Below are 25,508 nucleotides of genomic sequence, written 5' to 3'. Positions count from 1 at the left end.
TAGCAAAATTTAGAAAATTTTCCTAATAAAATTCACCTTTCTATTTCAACGCCTTCTTCTTTTTGTGGTATAATTGAGACTGAGATTTTATCTTTAGGAAAAAAATACAAGGAAGTTCCTACAGTGAAAAAAATTAGAGATGTCGCCTCACGTATACTCAGTACACGTCTAGGCTTTGTTTTTACACTTTTGTTATGTTACTGGTTAAAAACCATGTGGGCCTACCATATGGATTTCAACCTTGACTTAGAAAATGCCTATCAGGTTTTTCTATCAGTCATCAATCCTATACCGATTGGTTTGCTCTTTATCGGAATTGCTCTCTATTTTAAGAAGACGCGGTCCTTTTACATTGCTGCTTGGACCGTCTACACCATTCTCAATCTTCTTCTCATCGCCAACTCTATTTACTACCGAGAGTTTTCAGATTTCATTACCGTTAGTGCCATGTTGGCAAGTAGCAAGACTTCTGCAGGGCTCGGTGATTCAGCCCTCAATCTCTTGAGAGTTTGGGACCTCGTTTACATTATTGACTACATCATCCTCATCGCCCTTTTTGCGACTAAGAAGATTAAGAAAGACGGTAGGGTCTTCAACAAAAGAGCCAGCTTTGCTATCACAGCCTTATCTAGTCTCCTGTTTTCAATTAACCTCTTTTTAGCTGAAATTGACCGACCTGAACTGCTGACACGTGGTTTTTCAAACTATTATGTTGTCAGAGCCCTGGGATTACCATCCTTTACGGCTTACAGTGGTAATCAAACCTATCAGGCTCAAAAAGAACGCAATCGAGCAACAGCAGGAGAGTTAACCAGCATCAAAGATTATGTTTCTCAACACTATGCTCAACCGAATTCTAAGTACTATGGCATTGCCAAAGGTAAAAATGTAATTGTTATTCACTTGGAAAGTTTCCAACAATTCCTCATTGACTACAAACTGAAAGTTGATGACAAGGAATATGAAGTGACACCGTTCATCAATTCGCTGTATCATTCTAAATCCTCCATAGCTTTCTCAAACTTCTTCCATCAGGTTAAGGCTGGAAAGACTTCTGATGCTGAAACCCTTATGGAAAATTCACTCTTTGGCTTAAACAGCGGTTCCTTCATGGTCAACTATGGCGGTGACAACACACAGTTTGCTACGCCAAATATTCTTGCTCAAAATGGTGGGTATACCAGTGCCGTTTTTCACGGAAATGTCGGAACCTTTTGGAATAGAAACAACGCCTATAAACAATGGGGCTACAATTATTTCTTTGATTCTAACTACTTTTCAAAACAGAATAAAAGTAACTCCTTCCAATACGGTTTAAATGACAAATACATGTTTGCTGATTCTATCAAGTATCTTGAACATATGCAGCAACCCTTCTACACCAAATTCATCACTGTAAGTAATCACTACCCATACACTAGTTTGAAAGAGGAAGCCTCAGAAACAGGTTTTCCTTTAGCCAAGACCAATGATGAGACCATCAACGGTTATTTCTCGACAGCTAACTACCTCGACGCCGCTCTAAAATCCTTCTTTGACTATTTGAAAGCAGCTGGTATCTATGACAATTCAATCATTGTTCTCTATGGCGACCACTATGGTATTTCCAATACCCGCAATACCAGCTTAGCAGAACTTCTCGGAAAGAATTCAGAGACTTGGACTGAGTATGATAATGCTATGCTGCAACGTGTTCCTTATATTATTCATATTCCTGGCTACACAGAAGGTTTTATCAGTCAGACCTATGGTGGCGAAGTTGATTCTCTTCCAACTCTCCTCCATTTACTTGGCATTGATACTAAAAATTATGTTCAATTGGGTCAAGACCTTCTATCTGAAAACAATAGTCAAACCGTGGCTTTCAGGACATCAGGAACTTTTGTTACCCCAGAATACACCAGCTACAGTGGTCATTTATACTATACTTCCACTGGTCAAGAAATTACTAATCCAGATGAAACAACAAGTGAAAAGATAAAAAAAATCAAAGAAGCTACCAGCAAACAGCTCTCCATTAGTGACTCCGTTCAAACTGGTGACTTACTTCGATTTGATACTAGTAATGGTCTTAAAACCGTTGATACCTCTAAGATTTCTTACACGCATTCACTAAATGCTCTGAAGAAAATTGAGAAGGAAAAAGGTGCTGATTCAACAAGTATTTATAGCCAGCACAATGATCAATCAACTCAAGATCTTTTCAAGTCACCAAGTTATCTAGAACTTCATAAAGAAACAACGACCAGTCAATCCTCAACTTCTACAAGTTCAAGTAGCTCAAACTAACTCAAGAATAGCAATAAGCCTTCCTCTGATTGTGAGGAGGGCTTTTGGATTATATTTATTCACAAATAAGGTGATTGAAGCAAGTATTATATCTCTAGTACTCTCAGCAAGGAAGTTATAAAATTTTTAATTGACAAATTGAGATTTACTTCAGTTCTTCTAATATTAGTTAAGAAAAAAGAACAACCCAAGCGAGTTGTTCTTCAATGATAAATTATTTACCCAGCTTTTCTTTAGCTGCATCTGCAAGAGCTGTGAAAGCTGCTGCATCGTTAACTGCCAAGTCAGCAAGCATTTTACGGTTCACTTCGATTTCAGCTAATTTCAAACCATGCATCAATTGTGAGTATGAAAGTCCGTTCATACGAGCAGCCGCATTAATACGAGTAATCCAAAGTTTGCGGAAGTCACGTTTCTTCTGACGACGGTCACGGTATGCATAATAGTAAGAATTCATTACTTGTTCTTTTGCAGTACGGAACAAGATATGTTTTGCACCATAGTAACCTTTAGCTAATTTTAAAACACGTTTACGACGTTTACGTGAAACAACTCCACCTTTAACACGAGCCATTTATAGATCCTCCAATAATTCTTTCTAAATTCTGTTAAACTACTCTTATTTCAAGCGAGTAAGCATTGCTTTGATACGTTTGTAATCTCCTGAATGCACCATTGCTGCTTTACGAAGATGACGACGTTGTTTTTTAGTTTTTCCGTGGAAACGGTGTGAAGTGAATGCGCGGAAGCGTTTCAAGCCACCTGAACCTGTACGTTTAAAACGTTTAGCTGATGCGCGGTGTGTTTTTTGTTTTGGCATTTTAAAATTCTCCTCTTAAATAATATAAATTGACAATTATTTTTTGTCCGGAATTGGTGCAAGCTGCATAAACATTTGGCGACCATCCATCTTGGCTCTTTGCTCAATAATCGCAATATCCTGCGTTTTTTCAGCAAATTCAGCCAGTACCTTCGCTCCAATGTCTTTATGAGTAATCATACGTCCCTTAAAACGAATAGAAACTTTGACTTTGTTCCCTTTTTCAAGGAACTTACGACCGTTTCGAAGTTTTGTTTCAAAATCACCCTTGTCAATAACTGGGCTGAGACGCACTTCCTTCACAGTTACAACGCTTTGTTTTTTACGCTGCTCTTTTTGTTTCTTTTGATACTCAAATTTGAACTTACCATAGTCCATAATACGAGCGACAGGTGGTGTAGCCTGTGGTTGAATCAATACCAAGTCAACATTAGCTTCATCTGCAATAGACTGTGCCTCTGCTAATGGTTTAATTCCCAATTGTTCACCATCAAGACCAATAAGACGAACTTCGCGAACACGAATCTCATCATTAATGAATAGATCTTTTTTAGCTATGATCTTCACCTCTTCATTTTTTTAGAGAAAAACGAAAGCGGACTTGACAAACCAAGCCCGCACACCTAATATTCCTAATGGAATCTTGACATGTTGGGCCAGACAACCTTAGTCGCAAGGCGAGAAGTTCTCACTTCTGCTTTTCTCATTGCTACCAGTATAACACGTGAGTTAATCCATGTCAATGATTTTCTTTGCTTTTTCTGAAATAAATGAAACGACACCATCAATATCAACACCTGTCGTGTCAAAAGTGATAGCATCATCTGCTGCTTTCAAAGGGGAAACCTTACGATGACTATCCTTGTAATCGCGCTCTGCAATTTCTTTTTTGAGAATTTCTAGGTTAGTGGAAATTCCCTTTTCTTGATTTTCTTTGAAACGACGCTCTGCTCTTTCGTCTACAGAAGCCACTAGAAAAATCTTCAACTCTGCATCTGGCAAAACAACCGTACCAATATCGCGACCATCCATAATAATAGCTCCATCTCTAGCAATACGACGCTGCTGCTTAACTAGCTCTTCGCGAATTTCTGGCAAGGCAGATACCCAAGAAACATTATTGGTCACATCATTCTGACGGATGGCTAAGGTTACATCTTCATCACCTAAAAAGACTGTTTGGCTACCGTCTGTTGCACGACCGAATGAAATAGGATGCGCAGCCATTTGCTCCAAAATTGCAGCAACATCTGATTCAGTCAAATGATTTTTCAGAGCTAGGTAGGTTGCCGAACGATACATAGCCCCAGTATCAAGATAAGTATACCCCAAATCTTTAGCAATAATCTTAGCGACAGTACTTTTTCCACTAGATGCAGGACCATCAATAGCGATTCTAATTGGTTTCATGATTCCTCTACTCTATTTTACAATAACTTGGTCACCTGGGTTAGCATACCAATAACCTTGAGTCATATGATCTGGATTCAAAGATTGTAGTTGTTCAACTGAAATTCCAGCCCTAGCTGCAATGGATGCTGCTCCTTCACCCGCCATGACTGTAATGGTTTCTCCACTAGCACTACTTGCATCAGTAGATGCATCCGTAGATGAAGATGGTAGTGTAGTTGACTCAGTCGTTTCACTTGTTGACGAGGCTGGAGTGCTTGTGGAGGAAGCAGCAGATGACGCCTTAGCCTTTTGCTTTGTAGCAGACCCCTTTGACCCCTTTTGCTTACTAGATTGACTAACCGAAGAGGCTCCATAAAAGCCTGTCGTTTCGGCAGCCTTATTTCCACCACGATTTGATGTGTAAAAGACGATAAATAAAATAGCAACGATAATAACGAAAAAGATGCTCAAAAGAGCTGTTAGCCAAGGTGTATCCACAAATGAACCTTTTTTCTTCTGCCGACTAACTCCCTCTGTGCTGTCATTGACAACTTTTTCTTCCCATGGTTTCTTAGCCATGATGCTCCCCCTTGTTAAAAAAATTAATTCATATTACAATAATACTATGAAAGTATTACTAATTCCAGAAAAATGTATCGCTTGTGGCCTTTGTCAGACCTATTCAAAAGTCTTTGATTACCAGGATGATGGTATTGTCAAATTTTCAGACAGTAATGATCTGCAAATGGCTGTTCCAGATAGCGATTCGGATACCCTTTTGGCTGTAAAATCCTGTCCAACCAAAGCTCTTACAATTTTGTAGGAGCTTTTTTGTCTGCCTGATAGGCTTCAAAGTAGTCCATATTAATAAAATTATCTAGCAACTCAACTTCACCTTTAAAATCAGGATGTACTGCCAAAGCATCTAAGAAATATTTCTTAGGCCACTTGCGCATGTAAAAAATGCGCGGACGTTGATTTTTAATAATCAATGTCACTGTTGACTTAGTCACCTGAACTTTTTGAATTTGAGCAATAGCTACGCGAGAACGTCTGAAAAGATTCAAGGAAACGATGCGCAGCTTCCCATCTTCTTCAATGACAAAGTAGCGATGTAGGCCAATTCCAACTAAGATGACAAATAATATGGTTAAAATAAAAAACTGACTTGGTATCTGCGTGCGTTCATACAAAAGTGACAGCGCAATAAAAATCGGCGCAAATGTAATGGACCAATAAATGATGGACCAAGATAATTCTGGCTGCCAGTGGTACCTTACCTTTCCAAATAATTTAATCATAAACTTACCCCACTTACCTTAATTTGTCTTTAAATCTGACTTCTGTGACTCACTTGGCCTTGCTGATGCCGACAATAACATCAACCGCCTTTTCCATGGTCTGCAGACTAACAAACTCAAAACGTCCATGCATATTTTCACCACCTGCAAAAAGATTTGGCGTTGGAATGCCCATGAAAGAAATCTTAGAACCATCTGTACCACCGCGAATTGGTTCAATAACAGGCTTAATATCCAAATTTTCCATAACATCTTTAGCTAGATTGATAGGCGTCATATCCTTTTCAATGACCTTCTTCATGTTGTAGTACTGATCAACCAGTTTTACCAGAACGCGCTCACTCCCAAGAGCTGCATTCATCTTATCTGCGATATCTTGCACCAGAGCTTTGCGATTGTCAAAAGACTCATCTTCGAAATCACGGATGATATAAGAGGCGTGCGCTTCTTCGACAGTCCCCTCAACAGCCTGCAAATGATAAAATCCTTGATAACCATCAGTTTTTTCAGGACGATCAAATTCTGGCAGTTGGTTATGGAAGTCAATGGCTAATTGCAGAGCGTTAATCATCTGATCCTTGGCTGTACCTGGATGGACATTGCGTCCAAGGAAGTCAACTTCCAGACTTGCTGCGCTGAAAGTCTCATATTGGAGTTCGCCGAGCGGTCCACCATCAACTGTATAAGCAAAATCAACGTCAAAATCGTCAACATCAAACTTATTAGCCCCAATTCCAATCTCTTCGTCTGGACCAAAGCCAACACGGATCTCACCGTGTTCAATCTCTGGATGGGCAGCTAAGTATGCCATAGCTGTCATGATTTCAGCGATACCAGATTTATCATCAGAACCTAGGAGAGTTGTTCCATCTGTCGTAATCAGTGTCTGTCCTACATAATGGTTTAAGTTAGGAAACTCTTTTGGCAGAAGGGAATAACCTGATTTCCCTAATTTAATCTCACCGCCGTCATAATTTTCAATGACTTGAGGGTTCACGCCTTCGGCGTTAAAGTCTGCGGTATCTATATGGGAAATAAACCCAATCTTACGCTTCATTTTGAGGTTGGTTGCTGGCAAGGTTCCAATCAGATAACCATTATCTGGCAGATAGTGGACATCTTGTAGACCAATTGCTTCCATCTCAGGCTTTAAAACAGTTAAAGCAAAGTCAACTTGACTTTGCGTTGTTGGTGTTGTATCACTTTCGGGATTACTACGTGTATTTACTTTCACATAAGTCAAAAAACGTTCTAACAAGTTTTCGTATGACATGATTCACCTCAATATTTAATCATATCAATTATAGCACAAATCGAGGTAAAATAACGGTCTTTTCTCACAAGTTCTCAAAAGAAAAATCCGTCAGCCAGATAGAATGATTGATCCTGCCAATCCTGTAACTTCTCCGCCAGAAACTGATTTTAACTCTGAAATTTTACGCCTGCAAAGTAGATACTAGGATTCGCACTGCAAGCTCGTGTCTGCTAAAGAAGATGATAGATTTTGCTCTGAAAGTTCGTGTCTGCCAAAGAAAGTGACTGATTTTACTCTAACATCTTTCCGCTTACCGGCTTAGATATTGTTGGAAAAGCTACCTTCATTATTATCGCGTGTGCAAATGGGGTTGAAAATTTTCAACAGCAAGCAAACATGTTAGCAAAAAAGTGAACTGGTACAGCAACTGCTTTCCAACTCACTTTCTTTTAATTTTCTACGGCTTAAACTTCTTTTCCAAACCAGAGTAGCATTTCTCTTTGGGCAGATTCCTTAGAATCTGAACCATGGACAATGTTAAAGGTTGCGCCATTTTCACTAGGTGCCTGTGCAAAATCACCACGAATGGTTCCTGGTAAAGCTTCCAAAGGATTTGTCGCTCCCATCATCTTACGCCAAGAAGCAATGGCTTCATTGCCAGAAAAAACGCCGATAATGACTGGGCCACTGGTCATATAATCCACAATTTTTGGAAAAAATGGTCGATCTACTAGAGCTTCATAATGCTGAGATAGTAATTCTGGAGTGACCATACGCATATCAAGCGCTTCAAGCTTAAATCCGCGAACTTCAATACGATGCAAAACCTCGCCAACTAGACCTCGCTGCACCCCATCAGGCTTAATGATAAAAAATGTTTTTTCCACTACTTGTACCTCTCTCTTTTTTAATATTCTATCATAAAAGCCGCTCTCAGTAAATTTTCAAAAGCTCAAAAAAGCATGGTGAGCATTCAAAAAAGCCACTTTATTTTGGAGTGACTTCTTTTTTATCTTATTTGGTAAGGGCTGCTTTGAGATCCTCTACCTTGTCCAATTTTTCCCACGGAAGATCAATATCTGTTCTTCCCATGTGTCCATAAGCAGCCGTTTGACGATAGATTGGGCGTTTGAGGTCAAGCATTTGGATAATCCCCGCAGGACGGAGGTCAAAGATTTGACGAACAGCAGCTTCAAGGTCGCTTTCTGCAACACTATTAGTTCCAAATGTATCTACACGGACAGATACTGGGTGAGCTACACCGATAGCGTAAGCTAGCTGAACTTCTGCTTTAGTTGCCAGACCAGCCGCAACGATATTCTTGGCAATGTAGCGGGCAGCGTAAGAAGCCGAACGGTCAACCTTAGTTGCGTCCTTACCAGAGAAAGCTCCACCACCATGACGAGCATAGCCACCATAGGTATCAACAATAATCTTACGGCCCGTCAAGCCAGAATCCCCTTGAGGACCTCCAATAACGAATCGACCAGTTGGATTAATGAAGAATTTGGTCTTGTCATCCAAATATTTCGATGGAATGACAGCCTGGATGACTTTTTCGATGACATCTTGATGAATTTGCTCGTTCGTCACATCTGGATCGTGCTGAGTTGAAATAACGACGGTATCCACACGGACTGGCTTATCATTTTCATCGTATTCGACAGTAACCTGTGATTTAGCATCTGGACGAAGGTAAGCAATTTCTCCAGATTTACGCAGGTCAGCTAATTTTTTAACTAATTTATGAGAAAGCGAGATTGGCAGTGGCATGAGTTCAGGCGTTTCGTCAATAGCAAAGCCGAACATGAGACCTTGGTCACCCGCACCAATTAAGTCTAGTGGATCCTGATCAGCTTCACCGCGCACTTCCAAGGCTTCATTGACACCTTGGGCAATATCTGGTGATTGCTCAACAAGAGATGGATGAACACCGACTGATTCAGCTGAAAAGCCATATTCAGCCTTATCATAACCAATTTCAGCAATAGTATCACGCACCACTCGGTTAATGTCTACGTAAGCTGTAGTTGACATTTCACCAAAGACATGAACAGAACCAGTATAAACAGCCGTTTCAGCCGCTACGTGCGCATCTGGGTCCTGAGACAAGACCGCATCTAAGATGGCATCTGAAATTTGGTCCGCAATCTTATCTGGGTGCCCCTCAGATACAGATTCAGACGTGAAAAGTTTACGTTCTGACATAAAAATGTCCCCCTTTTAAATAAAAAATGATGACTGGAAAATATCCAGTATTCTGTTTAGCAACTATGAATACTTTTGCTCCTTATTTTACTAAACACGTTAAAAAGTTACAAAGTACTAGTCATTTGACTATCTTTTCGGGACTCATTAACTCTGTTAGTATAACATGTTTTCCTATAATGATAAACTGTGAGACCCAAGTTAGACGAAAAATAGCATAAAGTCCTGCATTTTATCCTATTTTATACTATACTAGATTTATGAAAACTTACGAGAAATTATATTTATTGTTAGAGGGAAAAAATGATTTTATCAGCGGTCAACAGATAGCTGGAACCTTCGATATTTCCCGCACAGCCATTTGGAAGGCTATTAAAACTCTTGAAAGTAAGGGAATTGTCATCGAATCAGTGAAAAATCGAGGCTATCGTATCATCTCAGGTGACCTCATTCTGCCTCAAGTTATCGCTGAGAATCTAAACATTGCAGTCAGCCTTAACGAAAAAAGCGAGTCTACTCAATTAGATGCTAAAAATGGTATAGAGATGGGTCAAACTGCTCCTCACCTCTACTTGGCTAACAGTCAAGAAAAGGCTCGTGGACGCTTTGGCAGGCAATTTTTCACTGCACATCAAGGCGGCATTTATATGTCTCTCCATCTACAGCCTAATGTTTCCTTTGATCAGGTCAAACCTTACACTCTCATGGTGGCTTCTAGTGTTGTCAAGGCTATTTCGCGCTTGACAGGTTTAGAAACTGAGATCAAGTGGGTCAATGACATCTATTATCATAATAAAAAAATAGCTGGTATATTGACCGAAGCTATCTCATCTGTTGAAACTGGCTTGATAACCGATGTCATCATCGGAGTGGGGCTTAACTTCCACATCACAGATTTTCCTCAGGAACTAGCAAATAAAGCTTGCAGTCTTTTTGAAAATGAGCCCAATATTACTCGCAATCAACTCATCACTGAAATTTGGAAGCTATTTTGGACCATTCCAGAAAAAGACCTCATTAAGGTTTACAAAGAAAAATCACTTGTTCTTGACAAACAAGTGAGCTTTATTGAAAATGATATCAACTACACTGGCCTTGCCAAAGACATTGACAGCCAAGGTCATCTGGTGGTTAACCTTGAAGATGGAAGAGAAAAAATACTTCGCAGTGGTGAAATTAGTCTTTCTTCTTGGTCGCCTCAAGAATAGCTTTGGTGACTTTGGTGACATAATAAACACGCTGCACATCACGCAAGAGCAAAATTCCCCAGAAAAGAGCGAAGAAATAAGATCCCGATAGAATGGCATCATTCAAAAAATAAGTTTCAAAGCTACACAGAAAAGCCATGAAAATAAATTGTCTTTTAGTCACAATGCTATTATAGCACAAGTTGGACTGGAATGAGCTTTTTGACAACTTATACAAAGTAAGAAAGGGCTGACAGAGCGTCAGTCCTTTCTTACTTTGTCATTAAACTCATTGAGTTAATCATTGATTTTTTCTATTTTACTAGCTAAAAAGCCAAAACCTTCTGGAATAAATGTCTCATCGTTCTCCTCCGTTTTGCTTTCTTGCTTTTGAGCATTGAGTTTTTGTGCAAATTCTGTTCGAATGCTATTGAAATCCTTACGCGGTACAGCCAAGATATTTGGTGAGAAGCCGGCAGCCTTGCTCATGATATTACCAAACATATCGTTGAGGTCACTACGCTTCATGGCCTGCTCAGCATTAAAAGCCGCATCGAAAGCCAAGATAGCATTCTCACTGTTCGCCAAAACAGGTTCAGACCCCAAAAGCAGAGCACGGTCTTGCGGTGAGATACTGTCTAAAATCTCATTCCAAGCACCCTTAAGGGCATCCAAATATTCACGCGAACGTTGACTATCTACCACCGTTTCTTCCATGATCGTCAAAATCTTAACACGGTCAACCTTGAAAGTGAAACCTGTTTTTCGTTGCGCAGTTGGTTTGCTAGCAGAAACAGGGCCACTAGAAAGATTTTTTATTTGTTCTTGCAGCTGCTTGATTTCTTGCCTGAGGTCATCCAGTTCACTGCTTAGATTTTCAGGTAGATTCCCCGATTCAACTGGTGCTTGAATTTCTGACAATTGAATGGTCATCATCTCAGCATAAATCTTAGGTTGACTGGCGTTTTTTATTTCAGCCAGACTGGCCGTTACTTGATCAATCATTCTGAAAATGAGATTTTGATCCAGGGAAAGATTGTCTTCAAAAGTTTGACTAGTATGCGTATTTTCACCACCCGTCTGCACAATCAAAAGGTCACGCAGATAAAGCAGCAAATCTGTCGCAAAGCGGCTCATACTCTTTCCCGAATCAAAAATGGTTTCTAGATTGGTTAAAGCTGCTGTCGTTTCATGACTGATGACATTGGCAAGGTAATCATCCAGTGCCCCCAGCGAAATACTGCCCGTAATTTCTTCGGCAGTTTCTAAAGAAACATAATTGTCGCTAGAAAGACTGAGTGCCTGATCCAAAATAGACAGAGCATCCCGCATACCACCTTCGGCTCGACGAGCAATCAAGGTCAGAGCTTCTTGATCATAGGCAATGCCTTCTTTGTCTAAGATGCGCGCCAAATGGTCTTGAATAGCTGCCAGTTTAATAGCCTTAAATTCAAAACGCTGCACGCGCGACAAAATAGTCGCTGGAATCTTATGCAATTCCGTTGTAGCAAGGATAAAGACTACATTCTCAGTCGGCTCTTCCAAAGTCTTTAGCAAAGCATTGAAAGCCCCTGTAGACAGCATATGAACCTCATCAATAATATAGACTTTATATGTGGCACGGCTGGGTGCATAGGTTGATTTGTCGCGAATCTCGCGAATCTCGTCCACCCCATTATTGGAGGCCGCATCAATTTCGATAACATCTTCTAGACTACCGTTGGTAATATCTCGACAAATATCACAGTGATTGCAGGGCTCACCGTCCACTTGATTAGGACAGTTCATAGCCTTGGCAAAAATCTTAGCTGCGCTAGTTTTCCCTGTTCCACGCGGACCTGAGAAAAGGTAGGCATGGCTGATTTTTCCAGAAGCCACTGCTTGTTTTAAGGTTGTCGAAATGACCGTCTGACCTACCATTTCATCAAAGGTCTGGCTACGGTATTTCCGATAAAGCGCTTGATACATTAGTTTTCAACTCCAAACATGTCAAAATTCCAATCCGTTTTTTCAAGCAAAAGTGCCACAAACCGTTCCATATAAGTTTGATCAATGGCATCGTAATCTGCAAGCTCCGAAGAGTCCAAATCCAGAACTCCCACTAGCTGGCCGTCTACAATCATAGGCACTACGATTTCTGACTTAGCCGCAGAATCGCAGGAAATGTAGTTGGCATGCTTAGTCACGTCCTCCACAATCAGCGTTTGACGCTTCTGAGCAGATTCACCGCAGACTCCTTTGCCAAGAGCAATATGCACACAAGACACCGCCCCCTGAAAAGGACCCAAGATCAATTCCTTCCCATCAAAAAGATAGAATCCTGCAAAAACAGAGTTAGGAAGTGTCATATTGAGCAAGGCAGAAGCGTTTGACAGATTAGCCAAAGCATTCTTTTCACTGGCAAACATAGCTTCGGCTTGTGCTATTAAAATCTGATAGTTTGATATTTTTTCTGAATTCATAACTCTTATTATAACAAAAAAGCTGAGTTCATACCCAACTTTTTATTTTTTACTGCCAATAAGCAGGACGTTGTTTTTCGTAAGTTGCAATCAAATCTTCATATTGCAGAGTAATGCCAATATCATCAAGTCCTTCCACCAATTTGCGTTTCCATTCGTGGTCAATGTCAAAATGGAAGTCACCTGCAGATGATTTAATAACTTGATTAGGAAGGTCAATAGTAATTTCTTCACCAGCTGGTAGCGAAGCTAATTTTTCACGAACCTCAAGTGGCTGAACGATTGGCAGCATGCCGTTTTTCAGTTCATTGTTGTAATGAATATCTGAGAATGAACCTGCAATCACACAGCGGAAGCCATAGTCTTCAAGCGCCCAAGCCGCATGCTCACGTGAAGATCCTGAACCAAAGTTATCTCCAGAAATCAAGATAGTTGCATCGCGGTATTCTGGCTTATTAAAGATGAAATCTGGATTTTCATCATAATTGTCATTGAGGTAACGCCATTCAAAAAGCAGATTTTTCCCGAAGCCTTTTTTATCAACAGCCTTGAGGAATTGCTTTGGAATGAGCTGGTCGGTATCAATATTGTCATTCATCAAAGGGACAGATTTCCCAGTGTAGACGGTAAATTTTTCCATTTTTTCTCCCCTTATCCTTGAACTTCTGGCATTTGACGAACATCGACAAATTTTCCGGCAATAGCTGCCGCTGCTGCCATGGCTGGACTGCACAGATGGGTACGAGCTCCATAACCCTGACGGCCTTCAAAGTTACGGTTACTTGTTGAGGCACAGTGAACACCTTCTGGCACGTGGTCTGGGTTCATACCAAGGCACATTGAACAGCCCGGATCACGCCATTCAAAGCCGGCATCTAAGAAGATTTTATCAAGTCCAAGACGCTCTGCTTCTTTCTTAACAGGACGAGAACCCGGCACAACAATAGCTGTCAGCGTTGGTGCAATATGTTTACCTTTGACAAACTTGGCTGCCAATTCCAAGTCAGACAGACGGGCATTGGTACAAGAACCGATAAAGACGTAACCAAGATCAATATCTTCAGCTTTGTCACCAGGTTTAACATCCATATAATGGTAAGCACGTTCATCATTAATATCTTTCATTTCTGGGAATGGTTGATCGAATTCAACACCCATTTCAGGATTAGTCCCCCAAGTTACCATCGGTGCTAATTCTGAGACATCAATAGTAATGACCTTGTCGTACTCAGCATCAGGATCGGAAACCAGTGTCTTCCAATCGGCAACAGCTGCATCGAAATCCTCTGGTGCGCATGGACGTCCCTTAACATAATCATAAGTTTTTTGGTCGGGATTCATAAGACCCATCTTAGCGCCGAATTCGATGGACATGTTAGCAATGGTCATGCGTTCATCCATAGAAAGTGCGTCAATGGCTTCACCACAATATTCTACAGCGTATCCAACTCCAGCATCAACACCGTAACGTGCAATCAGTGCCAAAATAAAGTCTTTTGAGTAAACACCTTTTTGAGGTGTTCCTACAAATTCGACCTTCATTTTCTTAGGTTTCACTTGCCAGAGACATTGCGTCGCAAAGACATGTTCAACCTCTGATGTTCCAATACCAAAAGCAATAGCCCCAAAAGCACCGTGAGTAGCCGTATGACTGTCACCGCAGACGATAAATTTACCAGGCTGGCTGCGGCCTGTTTCAGGACCAACCATGTGGACAATTCCTTGTCGAGCCGAACCGTGAGTGGCTGCATCAATGCCGAATTCTTCAACATTACGTGCAAGAGTATCAATTTGATTTTTTGAAATCAAATCACGGATGTTGAAAATATCAACTGTCGGTACATTGTGGTCGGTTGTCCCGAAAGTCAAATCAGGACGACGCACCTTACGTCCTGCATCTCGCAGCCCTTGAAAGGCTTGAGGGCTAGTTACTTCGTGGATATAATGTTGATCCACATACATGAGCTGAGGCTCACCTTCCTTGCCTGTCACAACATGGCGTTCCCAAAGCTTATCAAAAATTGATTTTCCGCTCATTTTATATTCTCCAAACTAAATAAATCAATAAGATATCAAGGAACAATCCCAGATACCAGCAAAGTTGAAAGTATCCCTTATGTGTCTTGTGGTGAAAGATATGAGCCCCGATAAGAGCTCCAAAACCACCCAGACACAAACTCATCAAAAGCAGGGTCTTTTCAGAAATGCGCCATTGGCCTTTAACAGCTCTTCTTTTATCAAGGCCGTAAAAGCTCAAAACGACAATATTCCACAAAACTAGAAAAATGCCAAAATAGGTTTTCATATTATAGATTTGAAATAATAGCAGCTGTCATTTGTGCGGTATCAGCTGTACCACCTAGGTCACACGTCAAGATACCCTGTTTCAAAGTCTTATCAACTGCCATTTCAATCAATTCAGCACCAGCATTTTCACCAAAAGACTCACGCAGCATCATAGCAACTGACAAAACCATTGATATTGGATTGGCAATACCTTGTCCAGCAATATCTGGAGCAGAACCGTGAATTGGTTCATAAAGGCTCGGCCCATTTTCAGAATGGCTGGCAGATGGCATAACGCCAAGAGTACCAGGCAGAACAGAAGACTCATCAGATAAAATATCACCGAAAAGATTTTCCGTTACAACCACATCAAAACGTGCTGGGTTGGTAATCATAATCATAGCTGCGCTGTCCACCAATTGGTGTTCCAAAGCGACATCTGGATATTCTTTGGCCACTTCATCTGCTACTTTACGCCAGAGTTTTGAGGTTGCCAAGACATTTTGCTTATCAATGCTGGTTACTTTTTTACTGCGTCCACGCGCAATCTCAAAAGCCTTGCGCATGATACGGCGAATCTCATCAGCAGAATAATCATTGATATCACGGGCTGAATCATCATCCAAAGTATGCTCCCCAAAGTAAATACCACCCGTCAATTCACGAACAACAACAAAGTCAACGCCTTCAATACGTTCTGGTTTTAAGGGTGATAAATGCTTAAGAGCATCAAAGATACGCACAGGCCGAATATTGGCAAAAAGATTGAGTTCCTTGCGAATAGCCAAGAGACCCTGTTCAGGACGCACAGGAGCATTATCATATTGCGGACTGCCAATAGCAGCCAACAAAATAGCATCAGCTGATTTGGCAGCTGTCAAGGTATCCTCAGGAAGAGGATGACCCGCTGCATCAATACCAGCACCCCCAAAAGCTTTAGCTTCTATTGTGTAGTCAAAATTAATTTTCTTGGCAACAGCTTCTAGGACCTCCAGGCCAGCCGCCATAATTTCTGGGCCAATGCCATCACCAGCCAAAGTTACAATTTTCTTAGTCATTGCTTCACTTTCTAATTTGTTGGATAATCATGTTCTGATACTTTGTGGCCGATTTCGCCAGCATTTTCCTTTTGAACCAATGCGTTAGCATTGACATAGGCAATGGCAGACGCTTTCAGCACATCAAAGTCTAGACCAGAAGCATTAAAAATGGTATCTGTGTCAACATTTTCGACCGAAACAAGCACGCGAGCTTGAGCATCAATACCGTCTGTAACAGCTTCAATATTGTAACTTTCCAATCGGACTGTTTGGTTGAAGAATTTGTCAATAGCATTGAAAATAGCTTCTACAGAACCTTTACCATTTGCCAAAACTTCTACTTCTTCACCGTCAATATTTATCATGCTTATCGCAGCAGTTACGCTACCATCAGCATTTGATGTGATAGAAAGGTCGTTGAAGCGGAAACCTTCTGGATTTTCAATATCAGTACCAGTCACCAAGGCTCTGATATCAGCATCAGTAATTTCATGCTTCTTATCCGCCAATTTTTTAAATTTAGCAAAGAGCTGAGCAAGCTCAGACTCTTCAAAGGCCAGACCAAGCTCTTTAATTTTTTCAACAAAAGCGTGACGACCAGAAAGTTTACCAAGCGGAAGTGAATTTGCCTTAACCCCAACCAACTCAGGTGTGATAATTTCATAAGTAAGTGGATTCTTCAGAACGCCGTCTTGGTGAATACCGGATTCATGTGAGAAGGCATTGCCACCAACAACCGCTTTATTTTTAGGAATGGCAATTCCTGAGTAGCGAGATACCATTTCAGAGGTATTTACTGTTTCGTTTAGAACAAGAGGTGAGCTAGCTTGATAGAAATCTTCGCGAATATTAAGGGCAACTGCTACTTCTTCAAGGGCAACATTACCAGCACGTTCGCCAATACCATTGACTGTTCCTTCCACTCGACCTGCACCAGCCTTGATAGCTGCAAGTGTATTAGCTGTCGCCATACCAAGGTCATCGTGACAGTGAGGACTGAAAACGATCTCACGGTCAGATTTGACATTTGCGATCAAGTATTCAAAAATATGCCCAAATTCAGCAGGTGTTGTAAAACCAACCGTATCAGGAATATTGATATAGGTTGCGCCAGCATCTACAGCTGTTTGAACAACTTGCAGCAGATAATCCAATTCTGTACGTGTTGCATCCTCTGGTGAAAATTCAACTACATCAAACTTGGTGCGAGCATAGGTCACATGCTCTTTGATGATATCAAGAATTTCTTCCTTAGATTTTTTCAGTTTAAATTCACGATGGATTGGACTGGTTGCGATAAACACATGACATTGCGGGAATTTGGCATCTTTAATGGCTTCATAACAGGCATCAATATCAGATTTAACTGAACGTGCCAAGCCAGACACCGCTGTCGTAGTCATAGCAGCTGCAATCTGTTTCACCGCTTCAAATGAATCAGGACTAGCTGCTGGAAAACCAGCTTCAATTGAGGAAATTCCCCATTTTTCGAGTTGCTTAGCAATGGCGACTTTCTCCTTGATTGAGAAATTCACTCCTGGAGTTTGCTCGCCATCACGAAGTGTTGTATCAAGAAATTCAACCTTACGCATATCATTACCGCCTTCTCATTTTATAATAAATAAAAAACATCTCACTCAGAAACCCAAGCGAGATGTCTACCTTCCCGCTTGGTAAGCCAAACAGGACTAATGCACTATTCCAGCACTAGCCCTCACACCTCAACAACAAACCGTAATTGCGTGTCATCATCATTTGACTTTTTCCTTTCGATGTAATTATTATTATCATATAATTTTCTGACTATTTTGTCAATAGAAAAAATCAGAAATCTTGGTACTTTCTGAAAATAGATTTTCAAATACGGCTTCTGCTAATCATAGTCTATCCAGACTTGATTGGCCAGGTTGAAAACAACCCAGTTTTTTGACCAGCCGGTATAGAAAATCATATAGATAATAATAGCTTGTTTTTATTTACCTTTATCAAATTTGCGACGGATATTATCCAGATCAAGAAGAGAAAAATTTGGTTTTTCAAACTTGCCTAATCTCGTTTGTTCAACAAAGGCTGAGAAGAATAATTTGGCAGATTTGGACAATAGGATTTTTTTCTGATTATCCATAGAGCGAAAAGCACTAGCTGCCGCGATTAGTTTACTACCGCTCTCCATATCAAAAGTGATATCGTTGACGCTGGTTATGCCATTTTCCATTAAGGTATCAAAGAGAGTGTCAAAGAGGGCCTTCAATTCTTGCTTACTCAGCTCATCAGTCCATTGTTTGAAAGTCTTCTCCAAGTTACGACTGAGATCGGTCGGCTTGTCTGCTGGCAAAAAATCCCCTGTTAAACTAACCTGCCACAAGAGAACGCTGTGCTGATTGATGCCAAAAGAGCTAGCCTTAACCACTTGAGGAGTGACATCGCAGTAAAGCATGACGCCCACAATAGATTCTTCTGGACGAATGACTGTAACCCTATCTCGAATAGCCTGATAACCTGACAAAGTCAGCTCACTCTCTTGCAGACCAGGTGCATCAAACATATAGACATGTGCGATGCGCGACTGCAGTTCCCAACTGACATGACTAGCAGCATAAAGTGCTAGATTCCCACCCTTAGAATGTCCCGACACCACGATATTGCCCTTGTGCAAGCTAAGGTAGTTTTTGAGGTAGACAATAGCAGAGCGGTGAGCAGGGATTTCTCTCATATAAGTCAGTTTAAAATCTTCCTTCCAGCCAACCAAACTGTCATCTGTTCCCCTGAAAACAAGCTGGACGTGGCCTATCTCAGGCAAGCGGAAAACCATAGCCGCAAACTGCTTCTCATATTCTTGACTAATGTCATTGATGTAGTGAGAAAAACGCAAGTCTGCAAAACGCTCCGTTTCAATGACCGCTTCCAGTAAACTAATCCGCTCCCTAGTCAACATGAAATCATAATTGATGGTCAGCTTATGCTGCCTATAATGTTCGATTAAATCCACAAAGCGAATTTCTTGGTCAAGATCAACATGACCAGCCAATAATTCACCGAAACTGATGTAGCCAATCTCATTAATGCAGAGAATGTCCACATCATTTAGGGGTAATTGTTCAAAATTCTTATCCTTGTTTTCTCTTAAATAATCTAAAATCGTCGCCATAAACTCTCTTTTCTAATCTGTCTAAATTCTACAGGCATTTTGCTTAATCGTCAAGAAAAACTATGATGGGATCGGAGAAGTTTTATAGCCATTTAGTTTGCTTTTTCCTAGACTCCTATCGCAATGAGGTACAGGTAGCTCAAATGGTCTGGAATATCTTTTGTGTGAGAAATAAGGAAAGCAGAACTTTCCTCAAAAGTAGGGCAAACCGAGTTAAGAAAGTGATAAAAGATAAATGAAATGACTATACAAGAAAAGACAAGCACGTGTCAAAAAGTCAAATTTATCACCTTACCTTCGCTCTTGCAGGCATTCTAGGTATCTTCTCCTTGAGCCTACTTAAGGACTTTTTGTCAGGACATAAATGCCCGCCTTTTGCAAAGATTGATTTTAGATTGACTTTCCTAGCTAAGTTAAGCCTTCAACATTTTGATGAGATAAGTTAATTCTTGCGGCAACTTATCCAAATTTTTACAGGGATTGACCAAACGGTAGCAAACTTTCAACGCTGCTGATGGACGTAGATAAAATAACAATAGACTGTCCAAGGATTATAATGACCTTTGTGCAAGCTGCGACAAGCCACTCAAGGCTTAGTTTGACCATGGTCATAGCTAAAGTAGGCCATCAAAAAAGAACAGATGAAACTGTTCTTGCATTTAAATTAAATGATGGTTGGCAATTCGTCATCGTCCTCAAAGTCTTCAATTCTCTCTTCACCAGGAAGGGGTTTTTGAAGATGACCCAAAATAAAACGTGAGATAGGGCCTGCTACAAGGAAATTAAGTGGCAGAGCAAAGACGATATTAGTCAGCCATGCACGACCGTAAGTAGCAGCCGTAATGTCTTGGTGGTTATAGAGAAGACCGTAGACTGACATAAAGGTCACCATAAAGAGGGCCATTGTTCCTGAAATCGCCAAAATCTTAGCCCAGCGTTTGTCATGTGCCTTCAGATGATGCAAAATTTGAAAGGCAATAGCTTTGGCAATAGGACCAACGATAAGCATGTCCAAAAAGAAGGCTACCGCGAATCCTGGAAGAAAGCCAGTCACAAAGTGTCCCCATGAAAAAGCCATGACCCCAGCCCAATCAAGAACTAAAAGGTTCCAAATACTCATACCGCAGACCATGAGGCCGCACATGAGACAAGTAAAAATAAGTGCTTCTTTAAAATTACGAGGCATTAATATCTCTCCATTTCTGATAAATCAATATTGACTTTTTTAACAGTCAACGAGAGTTATTCTATCATAAAAATGAAATTCTCGTAAGCGATTTTTCAAAAAACAAAAAAGAAAAAGTTAGCCCTTGTCTTTTATCTTCCTCCAATTGCTTCATTCTCTGTCTACTTAGCAACCTTGTAAAAAGTGCGCGAAGTCATCTGCTCATCAGATATAGATGATTGGGTCAGATAAATTCGGTCACGGCTAGAATCAGAGCTATCTTCAAAACCCTCAGCAAAAAAGCTTTTATCAATCTTATGATGGGCAGGAGTAAAAATAAAAATGAGATTCACGTCAGGGTCCGAAGTCAAAAGGGTATTTTTGAAACTATCTTCCTTCCTCGAAAAGGATTTTTCAAATTTCACCAGATGCTTATCTTGGTAGTTTCCCTTTACTTGACCCTTCTTGCTGATAACAATTAAATCCCCCAGCTCATTTTGCCAAGTCCCTTTAAGAACCTTGCCGTCACCTTGGAGGAGACGAGCAACCCTAGACTGATGATAGACTGTTGATTTTGCCGTACTTTCTTTAAAAGTAGACTGTCTGCCTGTGCTCCAAGCTAAACTGACTATAAGTAAAATTCCTAGTAGAACTGCTACTATCCCAAAAAGAGGAGATTTTTTTAAACTATTCTTTTTCATGAAAAACAACACCTTCATAAACTTGCTACAAAATATGTTCCATACGTGTCTCTTGTGGTTTCAATCCTTGTCTTTGGTAAAATCGCAGGGCGCCCTCATTGTCATTCCAGACATTCAAAGTCAAGTTGTAGCAGCCGCTTTCCTTAGCATAGTTCAGCGCAAATTGATAGAGCTGCTCACCAATTTTCTGACCACGCGCAGCTTCACTGACACAAAGATCATCAATAAAAAGTGTCTTATGTGGCACCTGCGGTGCGTGCGTTTCCTCAATAATGGTAAACATATGTCCCAAGACCTGACCATTTTCATCTTCGTAAACAAAGACAGGACGTTGATCATTATGCAAAAGCCCCTCCAACTGAGCTTGCGTGTACTTGTTGCCTTGCGCTTCAAAAAGGTCAGGTCGTGCCTGATGGTGCACAAAAAGCACCTGCTGCAAGAGGTCTTGGAGGGATGGAATATCTCGGTTTTCTGCTCGTCTGATAGTCATTTTTTCTCCTTTTTTGGGGCAATGGCTAGCGCTGGCCATCCCATTCAGCGTAGAATTCTTCTAAAAAATTTTCCAAATACTGGTGGCGCTGCTCCGCCATTTTCCGACCAAAGTCGGTGTTCATCAAATCTTTTAGCTTGAGTAATTTTTCGTAAAAATGCATGATAGCGGTATCCTGACCGTTACGGTAGACCTCGGGAGTCAACTGCTCTCGTGGTTTCATGACAGGATCGTGGATGGGCCGCCCCTTGCTACCAGAATAAGCCATACAGCGGGCAATGCCTATGGCACCAATAGCATCCAACCTGTCCGCATCCTGAACAATCTGCCCTTCTAAGCTGTCGGGAACTAACTTGCCATTTCCCTTGAAAGATAGGGTTCTGATATTTCTGATGACATGATCTGCGTCCGTTGGGGACAAGTTTTGCTCTAAAAGCCAGAAATGAATCCTTTCTAATTCTTCATCGGGCTTATCATTAAGTTTTTCATCAGCCATATCGTGTAGCAACGCCGTCAATTGGCAAATAAAAGCATCAGCCTTTTCTTCCAGAGCAATTTTGCATGCCATATTTCTAACACGGACAATATGCCACCAGTCATGACCGCTGGCTTCACCAGCTAACTTGACCTGCACTAGCTTTTTTGCATTTTCTAAAATAATATTTTCTTTTTGCATGCCCTTATTATAATAAAAAATACCTTCAAATAAAAGATCTAGACAAGATGTGAACTGCACCCCAAAAGTTAGACAGAAAAAATCTAACTTTTGGGAGTCAGTACAATGTCCAGGTCTTCATTCTTTTCAAAAACTCTTAACTTTCCAGCGGTCCGCCCCAAGCAGCTGTGCCGCCACTGATATTAGTCACATCATAGCCCTTGCTATCTAGAAAAGCGCAAGCCTGAGCTGATCGTCCGCCTATTTGGCAGATGATGTGGTAGGCTGTACCTGCGTCTAGTTCTGTGTAGCGACTAGCTAGCTCGCTCAAAGGCAGATTGACTGCCCCTGGCACGTGACCCGCTGCATACTCGTCCACTTCACGAACATCTACCAAATGAAAATCCTTGGTCTCCAAATCTACTGTCACATCAGCGATATCAACAACTTTAATCATGAATAATCTCCTCCGGCCTAACTGTATTGTAAAGTGAATAGGCGCCATCAAGATTTTGCACCTTGAAGCCCTCTTGTTTGAGAATACGCTCCGCAATATAAGAGCGCAGACCGCTGTGACAGCTGACAATGTATTCCTTATCAGCATCAAGCTCAGCTAAACGCGAGCGCAACTCATCCAGTGGAATATTGATAGCATCAGCAAAACGCCCATTAGCAACTTCATCTGCTGTGCGGACATCTAGCAAGACTTTGCCTTTGGTCAGTTCGCCCTTGAGGTCATACCACTGCACATTATCACTCAAGCCTTGAGCCAAGTTCATAGCCGCATAACCAATCATATTGACAGGGTCTTTGGCCGAGCCAAATGGTGGTGCATAGGTGAACTCCAATTCTGGTAAGTCAAAAATCGTCAAGCCTACCTTAATAGCTGTCGACAAGATATCAATCCGCTTGTCTATACCTTTTTGCCCCACAGCCTGCGCACCGTAGATGGCCCCAGTCTTAGGATTGAAAATCAATTTCATCGTGATAGCTGTTGCCCCAGGATAGTAAGCAGCATGGTCATTTCCAGTCGTATGCACCACAGCTACATCTTCAAAGGATTGACGCGCCAGACGTTCACTTAGACCAGTTGAAGCAGCTGCTAAGTCAAAGATGCGAACGATGGCTGTCCCGATAGAACCTTTATTTTGTGCTGGCAAACCAGCGATAACATCAGCTACCTGACGTCCTTGACGGTTGGCTGGATTAGCTAAAGAAATCAGAGCGTCTTCACCCGTGATTTGCTGCTCAACCACAATGGCATCGCCAACCGCATAAATATCAGGCTGGCTGGTCTGGTAGTACTCATCAACTAGGATACCGCCACGAAGTCCTAGCTCCAGACCTGCTGACTTGGCTAAATCATTCTCAGGTTGAACACCAACTGACAGGACAGTGATATCAGAAGCCAGCTCACGACCATCTTCTAAAACGATGGTTTGCCCCCTGTCTTTAAACACTTGAGCAGATTGTCCAGTAATAACATCAATACCATTTTTGACCAATTCTGCCTGCACAAAGGCTGCCATTTCTTCGTCAAGCGGTGGCAGGACATGCGGTGCCTTTTCAACAATGGTCACTTTCATTCCCTTCTTAGCCAGACTTTCAGCCATTTCTAAACCAATGAAACCAGCTCCGATAACTGTCGCCTTACCAACAGATAAACCAGCAAGTTTAGCCATAATCTTGTCCAAATCAGGAATGTTACGCAGGGTGAAGACATTATTCGCCTCTGCTAAGCCATCCATATCAGGCACAAACGGCTTGGCACCTGGTGATAAAATCAATTTATCATAAGTTTCAGAGTAGGTTTTCCCTTGGAAGCGAACCGTTACTGCTTTTTTAATAGGGTCAATGGCTAATACTTCTGTTTCAGGCCGCACATCCAATTCAAAGCGCGCCTTGAGACGTTCTGGTGTCTGCACCAGCAAACTAGAACGCTCTGCTATTTCCCCAGAAACGTGAAAAGGCAAGCCACAATTAGCAAAGGAGACGTAAGGCCCCTTGTCAAAAACGGTGATTTCTGCGTCTTCCATAAGGCGACGCAAGCGAGTTGCGGCAGACATACCGCCTGCTACACCACCAACAATAAGAATTTTCATATTATTCCTCCAACTTTTTGGTTAAGCCAAGCCATCATACCGCCACGCACATTGACCACATCATAACCTTTTTTTCTTAAAATAGCAGCTGCCCGTCTGCTGCGTAGTCCCGAATGGCAGATAACATAGACTTTCTCATCCTTTTTCCCCTGGTAAGAGCTTATTCGCTCTAGGGGAAAATGCTGCGCCCCCCTAATATGCCCTCCTTGGTATTCAGAAGTTGTCCGAACATCCAATAATTTAATTTTGTCTCTCTTTAAAATCTCTGCAAGTTCACTTATAGAGATACTTTGGGACGATAATAAGAATTTCTTCAGAAACGAAAACATAAAGTTCCTCCTTTAACACCAAATACCTATATGGGTATGTTTAGATGATAGCATAACTTCTCTTTTTCTGTCAACTATAGGGATTGTTCTATATGGCATTTGACAAATATACCTATAGGCGGTATAATAAAAGTATGAAAACAGAAAAAAAAGACATTTTAAACCGCCTCAAACGTGCTGAAGGCCAGTTACGGGGCATCCAAAAAATGATTGACGATGACCAAGAATGTATCGACATCGTAATGCAGCTAACTGCCGTTCGATCTAGTATCAACCGCACTATGGGCTTGGTTATCAGCCAAAAAATCAGACAAGTCATGGAAACCCCTCTGGAAGATCAACAAGAACAGGAAGAGAAAATTCAAGAAGCTCTCAATTTAATCATAAAAAAATGATTCCATAGGAATCATGTCAGAATGAAGACAAAGTCGTTAGAATTTTATTTCTAACGGCTTTTTCATGTGTAAAGTAATATAATAGAGATAGGAATCCAGTTAATAAACAGAGGGAGAGTCGCTATGTTACACAAAGAAAACCCAGCCTACAAACGCGGTCAATTTGGTTTCTACAGTTTAGATGACCTTGTTCCTCAAGATCATCTCCTTCGTCAAATAGAGGAAGCTATTGACTTCTCCTTTATCTATGACTTAGTCGCAGATAGCTATAGCGATGAAACAG

At 41.2% G+C, this 25,508-nt stretch carries 30 protein-coding genes and 1 other annotated feature; of the genes, 5 read left to right on the top strand and 25 right to left on the bottom strand.

The window, feature by feature from the left end:
* Positions 1 to 123 precede the first annotated feature (123 nt).
* Positions 124 to 2,289 (top strand): LTA synthase family protein, encoded by a 2,166-nt coding sequence (locus A3GS_RS0104115; RefSeq protein ID WP_018364148.1) that lies wholly within the window; start codon positions 124 to 126, stop codon positions 2,287 to 2,289.
* Between the two features lie 214 nt (positions 2,290 to 2,503).
* Here the strand turns inward: A3GS_RS0104115 and rplT are convergent, their stop codons facing one another.
* The 5 genes from rplT to A3GS_RS0104090 form a co-directional block, all read right to left on the bottom strand.
* Positions 2,504 to 2,863, bottom strand: a complete 360-nt coding sequence (gene rplT, locus A3GS_RS0104110; protein WP_003087760.1) for a 50S ribosomal protein L20 — start codon at positions 2,861 to 2,863, stop codon at positions 2,504 to 2,506.
* 45 nt (positions 2,864 to 2,908) lie between these two features.
* Positions 2,909 to 3,109 (bottom strand): 50S ribosomal protein L35, encoded by a 201-nt coding sequence (gene rpmI / locus A3GS_RS0104105; RefSeq protein WP_018364147.1) that lies wholly within the window; start codon positions 3,107 to 3,109, stop codon positions 2,909 to 2,911.
* Positions 3,110 to 3,145: 36 nt separating this feature from the next.
* Positions 3,146 to 3,676 carry a translation initiation factor IF-3 gene (gene infC / locus A3GS_RS0104100; protein WP_018364146.1) on the bottom strand — a complete coding sequence of 177 codons (531 nt, stop codon included), beginning with the start codon at positions 3,674 to 3,676 and terminating at the stop codon, positions 3,146 to 3,148.
* A 14-nt stretch (positions 3,677 to 3,690) separates the two neighbouring features.
* Positions 3,691 to 3,815, bottom strand: a sequence feature (ribosomal protein L20 leader region).
* A 23-nt stretch (positions 3,816 to 3,838) separates the two neighbouring features.
* Complete coding sequence (gene cmk, locus A3GS_RS0104095; protein WP_018364145.1) at positions 3,839 to 4,519, bottom strand: (d)CMP kinase; 681 nt, start codon at positions 4,517 to 4,519, stop codon at positions 3,839 to 3,841.
* A gap of 12 nt (positions 4,520 to 4,531) precedes the next feature.
* Positions 4,532 to 5,080: an SAG1386/EF1546 family surface-associated protein gene (locus A3GS_RS0104090; RefSeq protein WP_018364144.1), complete on the bottom strand. Its 549-nt coding sequence runs from the start codon at positions 5,078 to 5,080 to the stop codon at positions 4,532 to 4,534.
* A gap of 46 nt (positions 5,081 to 5,126) precedes the next feature.
* Between A3GS_RS0104090 and A3GS_RS0104085 the strand changes: the two genes are divergently transcribed.
* Positions 5,127 to 5,324 carry a ferredoxin gene (locus A3GS_RS0104085; protein ID WP_026216268.1) on the top strand — a complete coding sequence of 66 codons (198 nt, stop codon included), beginning with the start codon at positions 5,127 to 5,129 and terminating at the stop codon, positions 5,322 to 5,324.
* Here the strand turns inward: A3GS_RS0104085 and A3GS_RS0104080 are convergent.
* The 4 genes from A3GS_RS0104080 to metK all read right to left on the bottom strand — a co-directional run bounded on the left by A3GS_RS0104080 (position 5,311) and on the right by metK (position 9,265).
* Positions 5,311 to 5,802 (bottom strand): EbsA family protein, encoded by a 492-nt coding sequence (locus tag A3GS_RS0104080; RefSeq protein ID WP_018364142.1) that lies wholly within the window; start codon positions 5,800 to 5,802, stop codon positions 5,311 to 5,313. The two genes, A3GS_RS0104085 and A3GS_RS0104080, sit on opposite strands and share 14 nt — an antisense overlap.
* 49 nt (positions 5,803 to 5,851) lie before the next feature.
* On the bottom strand, positions 5,852 to 7,075 hold the full coding sequence (gene pepT / locus A3GS_RS0104075) for a peptidase T (RefSeq protein WP_018364141.1): 1,224 nt from the start codon (positions 7,073 to 7,075) through the stop codon (positions 5,852 to 5,854).
* A gap of 446 nt (positions 7,076 to 7,521) precedes the next feature.
* Entirely contained in the window at positions 7,522 to 7,944 is a 423-nt protein-coding gene (gene ndk, locus A3GS_RS0104070) for a nucleoside-diphosphate kinase (protein WP_018364140.1), read from the bottom strand.
* Positions 7,945 to 8,071: 127 nt separating this feature from the next.
* Entirely contained in the window at positions 8,072 to 9,265 is a 1,194-nt protein-coding gene (gene metK, locus A3GS_RS0104065; protein ID WP_018364139.1) for a methionine adenosyltransferase, read from the bottom strand.
* A gap of 260 nt (positions 9,266 to 9,525) precedes the next feature.
* On the opposite strand from metK, the gene birA reads away from it, so the two are divergent.
* Complete coding sequence (gene birA, locus A3GS_RS0104060) at positions 9,526 to 10,473, top strand: bifunctional biotin--[acetyl-CoA-carboxylase] ligase/biotin operon repressor BirA (protein ID WP_026216267.1); 948 nt, start codon at positions 9,526 to 9,528, stop codon at positions 10,471 to 10,473.
* Here birA and A3GS_RS12245 read toward each other — a convergent pair.
* From A3GS_RS12245 to A3GS_RS0103980, 16 genes are all read right to left on the bottom strand, one after another.
* Positions 10,442 to 10,636, bottom strand: a complete 195-nt coding sequence (locus A3GS_RS12245) for a DUF3272 family protein (RefSeq protein WP_083901869.1) — start codon at positions 10,634 to 10,636, stop codon at positions 10,442 to 10,444. The two genes, birA and A3GS_RS12245, sit on opposite strands and share 32 nt — an antisense overlap.
* Before the next feature lie 113 nt (positions 10,637 to 10,749).
* On the bottom strand, positions 10,750 to 12,420 hold the full coding sequence (gene dnaX / locus A3GS_RS0104050; RefSeq protein WP_018364137.1) for a DNA polymerase III subunit gamma/tau: 1,671 nt from the start codon (positions 12,418 to 12,420) through the stop codon (positions 10,750 to 10,752).
* Entirely contained in the window at positions 12,420 to 12,914 is a 495-nt protein-coding gene (locus tag A3GS_RS0104045) for a GAF domain-containing protein (RefSeq protein WP_018364136.1), read from the bottom strand. The genes dnaX and A3GS_RS0104045 overlap by 1 nt, the downstream gene beginning before the upstream one ends.
* A 49-nt stretch (positions 12,915 to 12,963) precedes the next feature.
* Positions 12,964 to 13,554, bottom strand: coding sequence for a 3-isopropylmalate dehydratase small subunit (gene leuD, locus A3GS_RS0104040; RefSeq protein WP_018364135.1), 591 nt, complete (start codon positions 13,552 to 13,554; stop codon positions 12,964 to 12,966).
* A gap of 11 nt (positions 13,555 to 13,565) precedes the next feature.
* A complete protein-coding gene (gene leuC, locus A3GS_RS0104035; RefSeq protein WP_018364134.1) occupies positions 13,566 to 14,951 on the bottom strand; it encodes a 3-isopropylmalate dehydratase large subunit in 1,386 nt (461 codons plus the stop codon).
* Between the two features lies 1 nt (position 14,952).
* A complete protein-coding gene (locus A3GS_RS11480) occupies positions 14,953 to 15,219 on the bottom strand; it encodes a DUF1294 domain-containing protein (RefSeq protein WP_040807390.1) in 267 nt (88 codons plus the stop codon).
* 1 nt (position 15,220) lies between these two features.
* Positions 15,221 to 16,258: a 3-isopropylmalate dehydrogenase gene (gene leuB, locus A3GS_RS0104025; protein WP_018364132.1), complete on the bottom strand. Its 1,038-nt coding sequence runs from the start codon at positions 16,256 to 16,258 to the stop codon at positions 15,221 to 15,223.
* Positions 16,259 to 16,269: 11 nt separating this feature from the next.
* A complete protein-coding gene (locus A3GS_RS0104020; protein ID WP_018364131.1) occupies positions 16,270 to 17,832 on the bottom strand; it encodes a 2-isopropylmalate synthase in 1,563 nt (520 codons plus the stop codon).
* Positions 17,833 to 18,212: 380 nt separating this feature from the next.
* Positions 18,213 to 19,388, bottom strand: coding sequence for an Mbeg1-like protein (locus tag A3GS_RS0104015; protein WP_018364130.1), 1,176 nt, complete (start codon positions 19,386 to 19,388; stop codon positions 18,213 to 18,215).
* 664 nt (positions 19,389 to 20,052) lie between these two features.
* Positions 20,053 to 20,574 carry a DUF2798 domain-containing protein gene (locus A3GS_RS13030; protein ID WP_018364129.1) on the bottom strand — a complete coding sequence of 174 codons (522 nt, stop codon included), beginning with the start codon at positions 20,572 to 20,574 and terminating at the stop codon, positions 20,053 to 20,055.
* A 161-nt stretch (positions 20,575 to 20,735) separates the two neighbouring features.
* Positions 20,736 to 21,254, bottom strand: a complete 519-nt coding sequence (locus A3GS_RS0104005) for a hypothetical protein (protein ID WP_018364128.1) — start codon at positions 21,252 to 21,254, stop codon at positions 20,736 to 20,738.
* Positions 21,255 to 21,279: 25 nt separating this feature from the next.
* A complete protein-coding gene (locus A3GS_RS0104000) occupies positions 21,280 to 21,744 on the bottom strand; it encodes a GNAT family N-acetyltransferase (RefSeq protein ID WP_018364127.1) in 465 nt (154 codons plus the stop codon).
* A gap of 25 nt (positions 21,745 to 21,769) precedes the next feature.
* Positions 21,770 to 22,420: an HD domain-containing protein gene (locus A3GS_RS0103995; protein ID WP_018364126.1), complete on the bottom strand. Its 651-nt coding sequence runs from the start codon at positions 22,418 to 22,420 to the stop codon at positions 21,770 to 21,772.
* 136 nt (positions 22,421 to 22,556) lie between these two features.
* Entirely contained in the window at positions 22,557 to 22,856 is a 300-nt protein-coding gene (locus A3GS_RS0103990) for a rhodanese-like domain-containing protein (protein WP_018364125.1), read from the bottom strand.
* On the bottom strand, positions 22,849 to 24,501 hold the full coding sequence (locus A3GS_RS0103985) for an FAD-dependent oxidoreductase (RefSeq protein WP_018364124.1): 1,653 nt from the start codon (positions 24,499 to 24,501) through the stop codon (positions 22,849 to 22,851). The genes A3GS_RS0103990 and A3GS_RS0103985 overlap by 8 nt, the downstream gene beginning before the upstream one ends.
* Positions 24,498 to 24,830 carry a rhodanese-like domain-containing protein gene (locus tag A3GS_RS0103980; protein WP_018364123.1) on the bottom strand — a complete coding sequence of 111 codons (333 nt, stop codon included), beginning with the start codon at positions 24,828 to 24,830 and terminating at the stop codon, positions 24,498 to 24,500. The genes A3GS_RS0103985 and A3GS_RS0103980 overlap by 4 nt, the downstream gene beginning before the upstream one ends.
* A gap of 134 nt (positions 24,831 to 24,964) precedes the next feature.
* On the opposite strand from A3GS_RS0103980, the gene A3GS_RS0103975 reads away from it, so the two are divergent.
* Together A3GS_RS0103975 and A3GS_RS12660 are read left to right on the top strand one after the other, a co-directional pair.
* Positions 24,965 to 25,225, top strand: a complete 261-nt coding sequence (locus A3GS_RS0103975; protein WP_018364122.1) for a metal-sensing transcriptional repressor — start codon at positions 24,965 to 24,967, stop codon at positions 25,223 to 25,225.
* 123 nt (positions 25,226 to 25,348) lie between these two features.
* A partial coding sequence (locus A3GS_RS12660; RefSeq protein WP_018364121.1) for a transposase occupies positions 25,349 to 25,508 on the top strand: 160 nt, incomplete at its 3' end.

Origin of the sequence: Streptococcus caballi DSM 19004, from assembly GCF_000379985.1 — a bacterium.
Taxonomy (GTDB): domain Bacteria; phylum Bacillota; class Bacilli; order Lactobacillales; family Streptococcaceae; genus Streptococcus; species Streptococcus caballi.
Note: the sequence above shows the minus strand (reverse complement) of the source record. Positions and strands in the feature narration are given on the sequence as shown.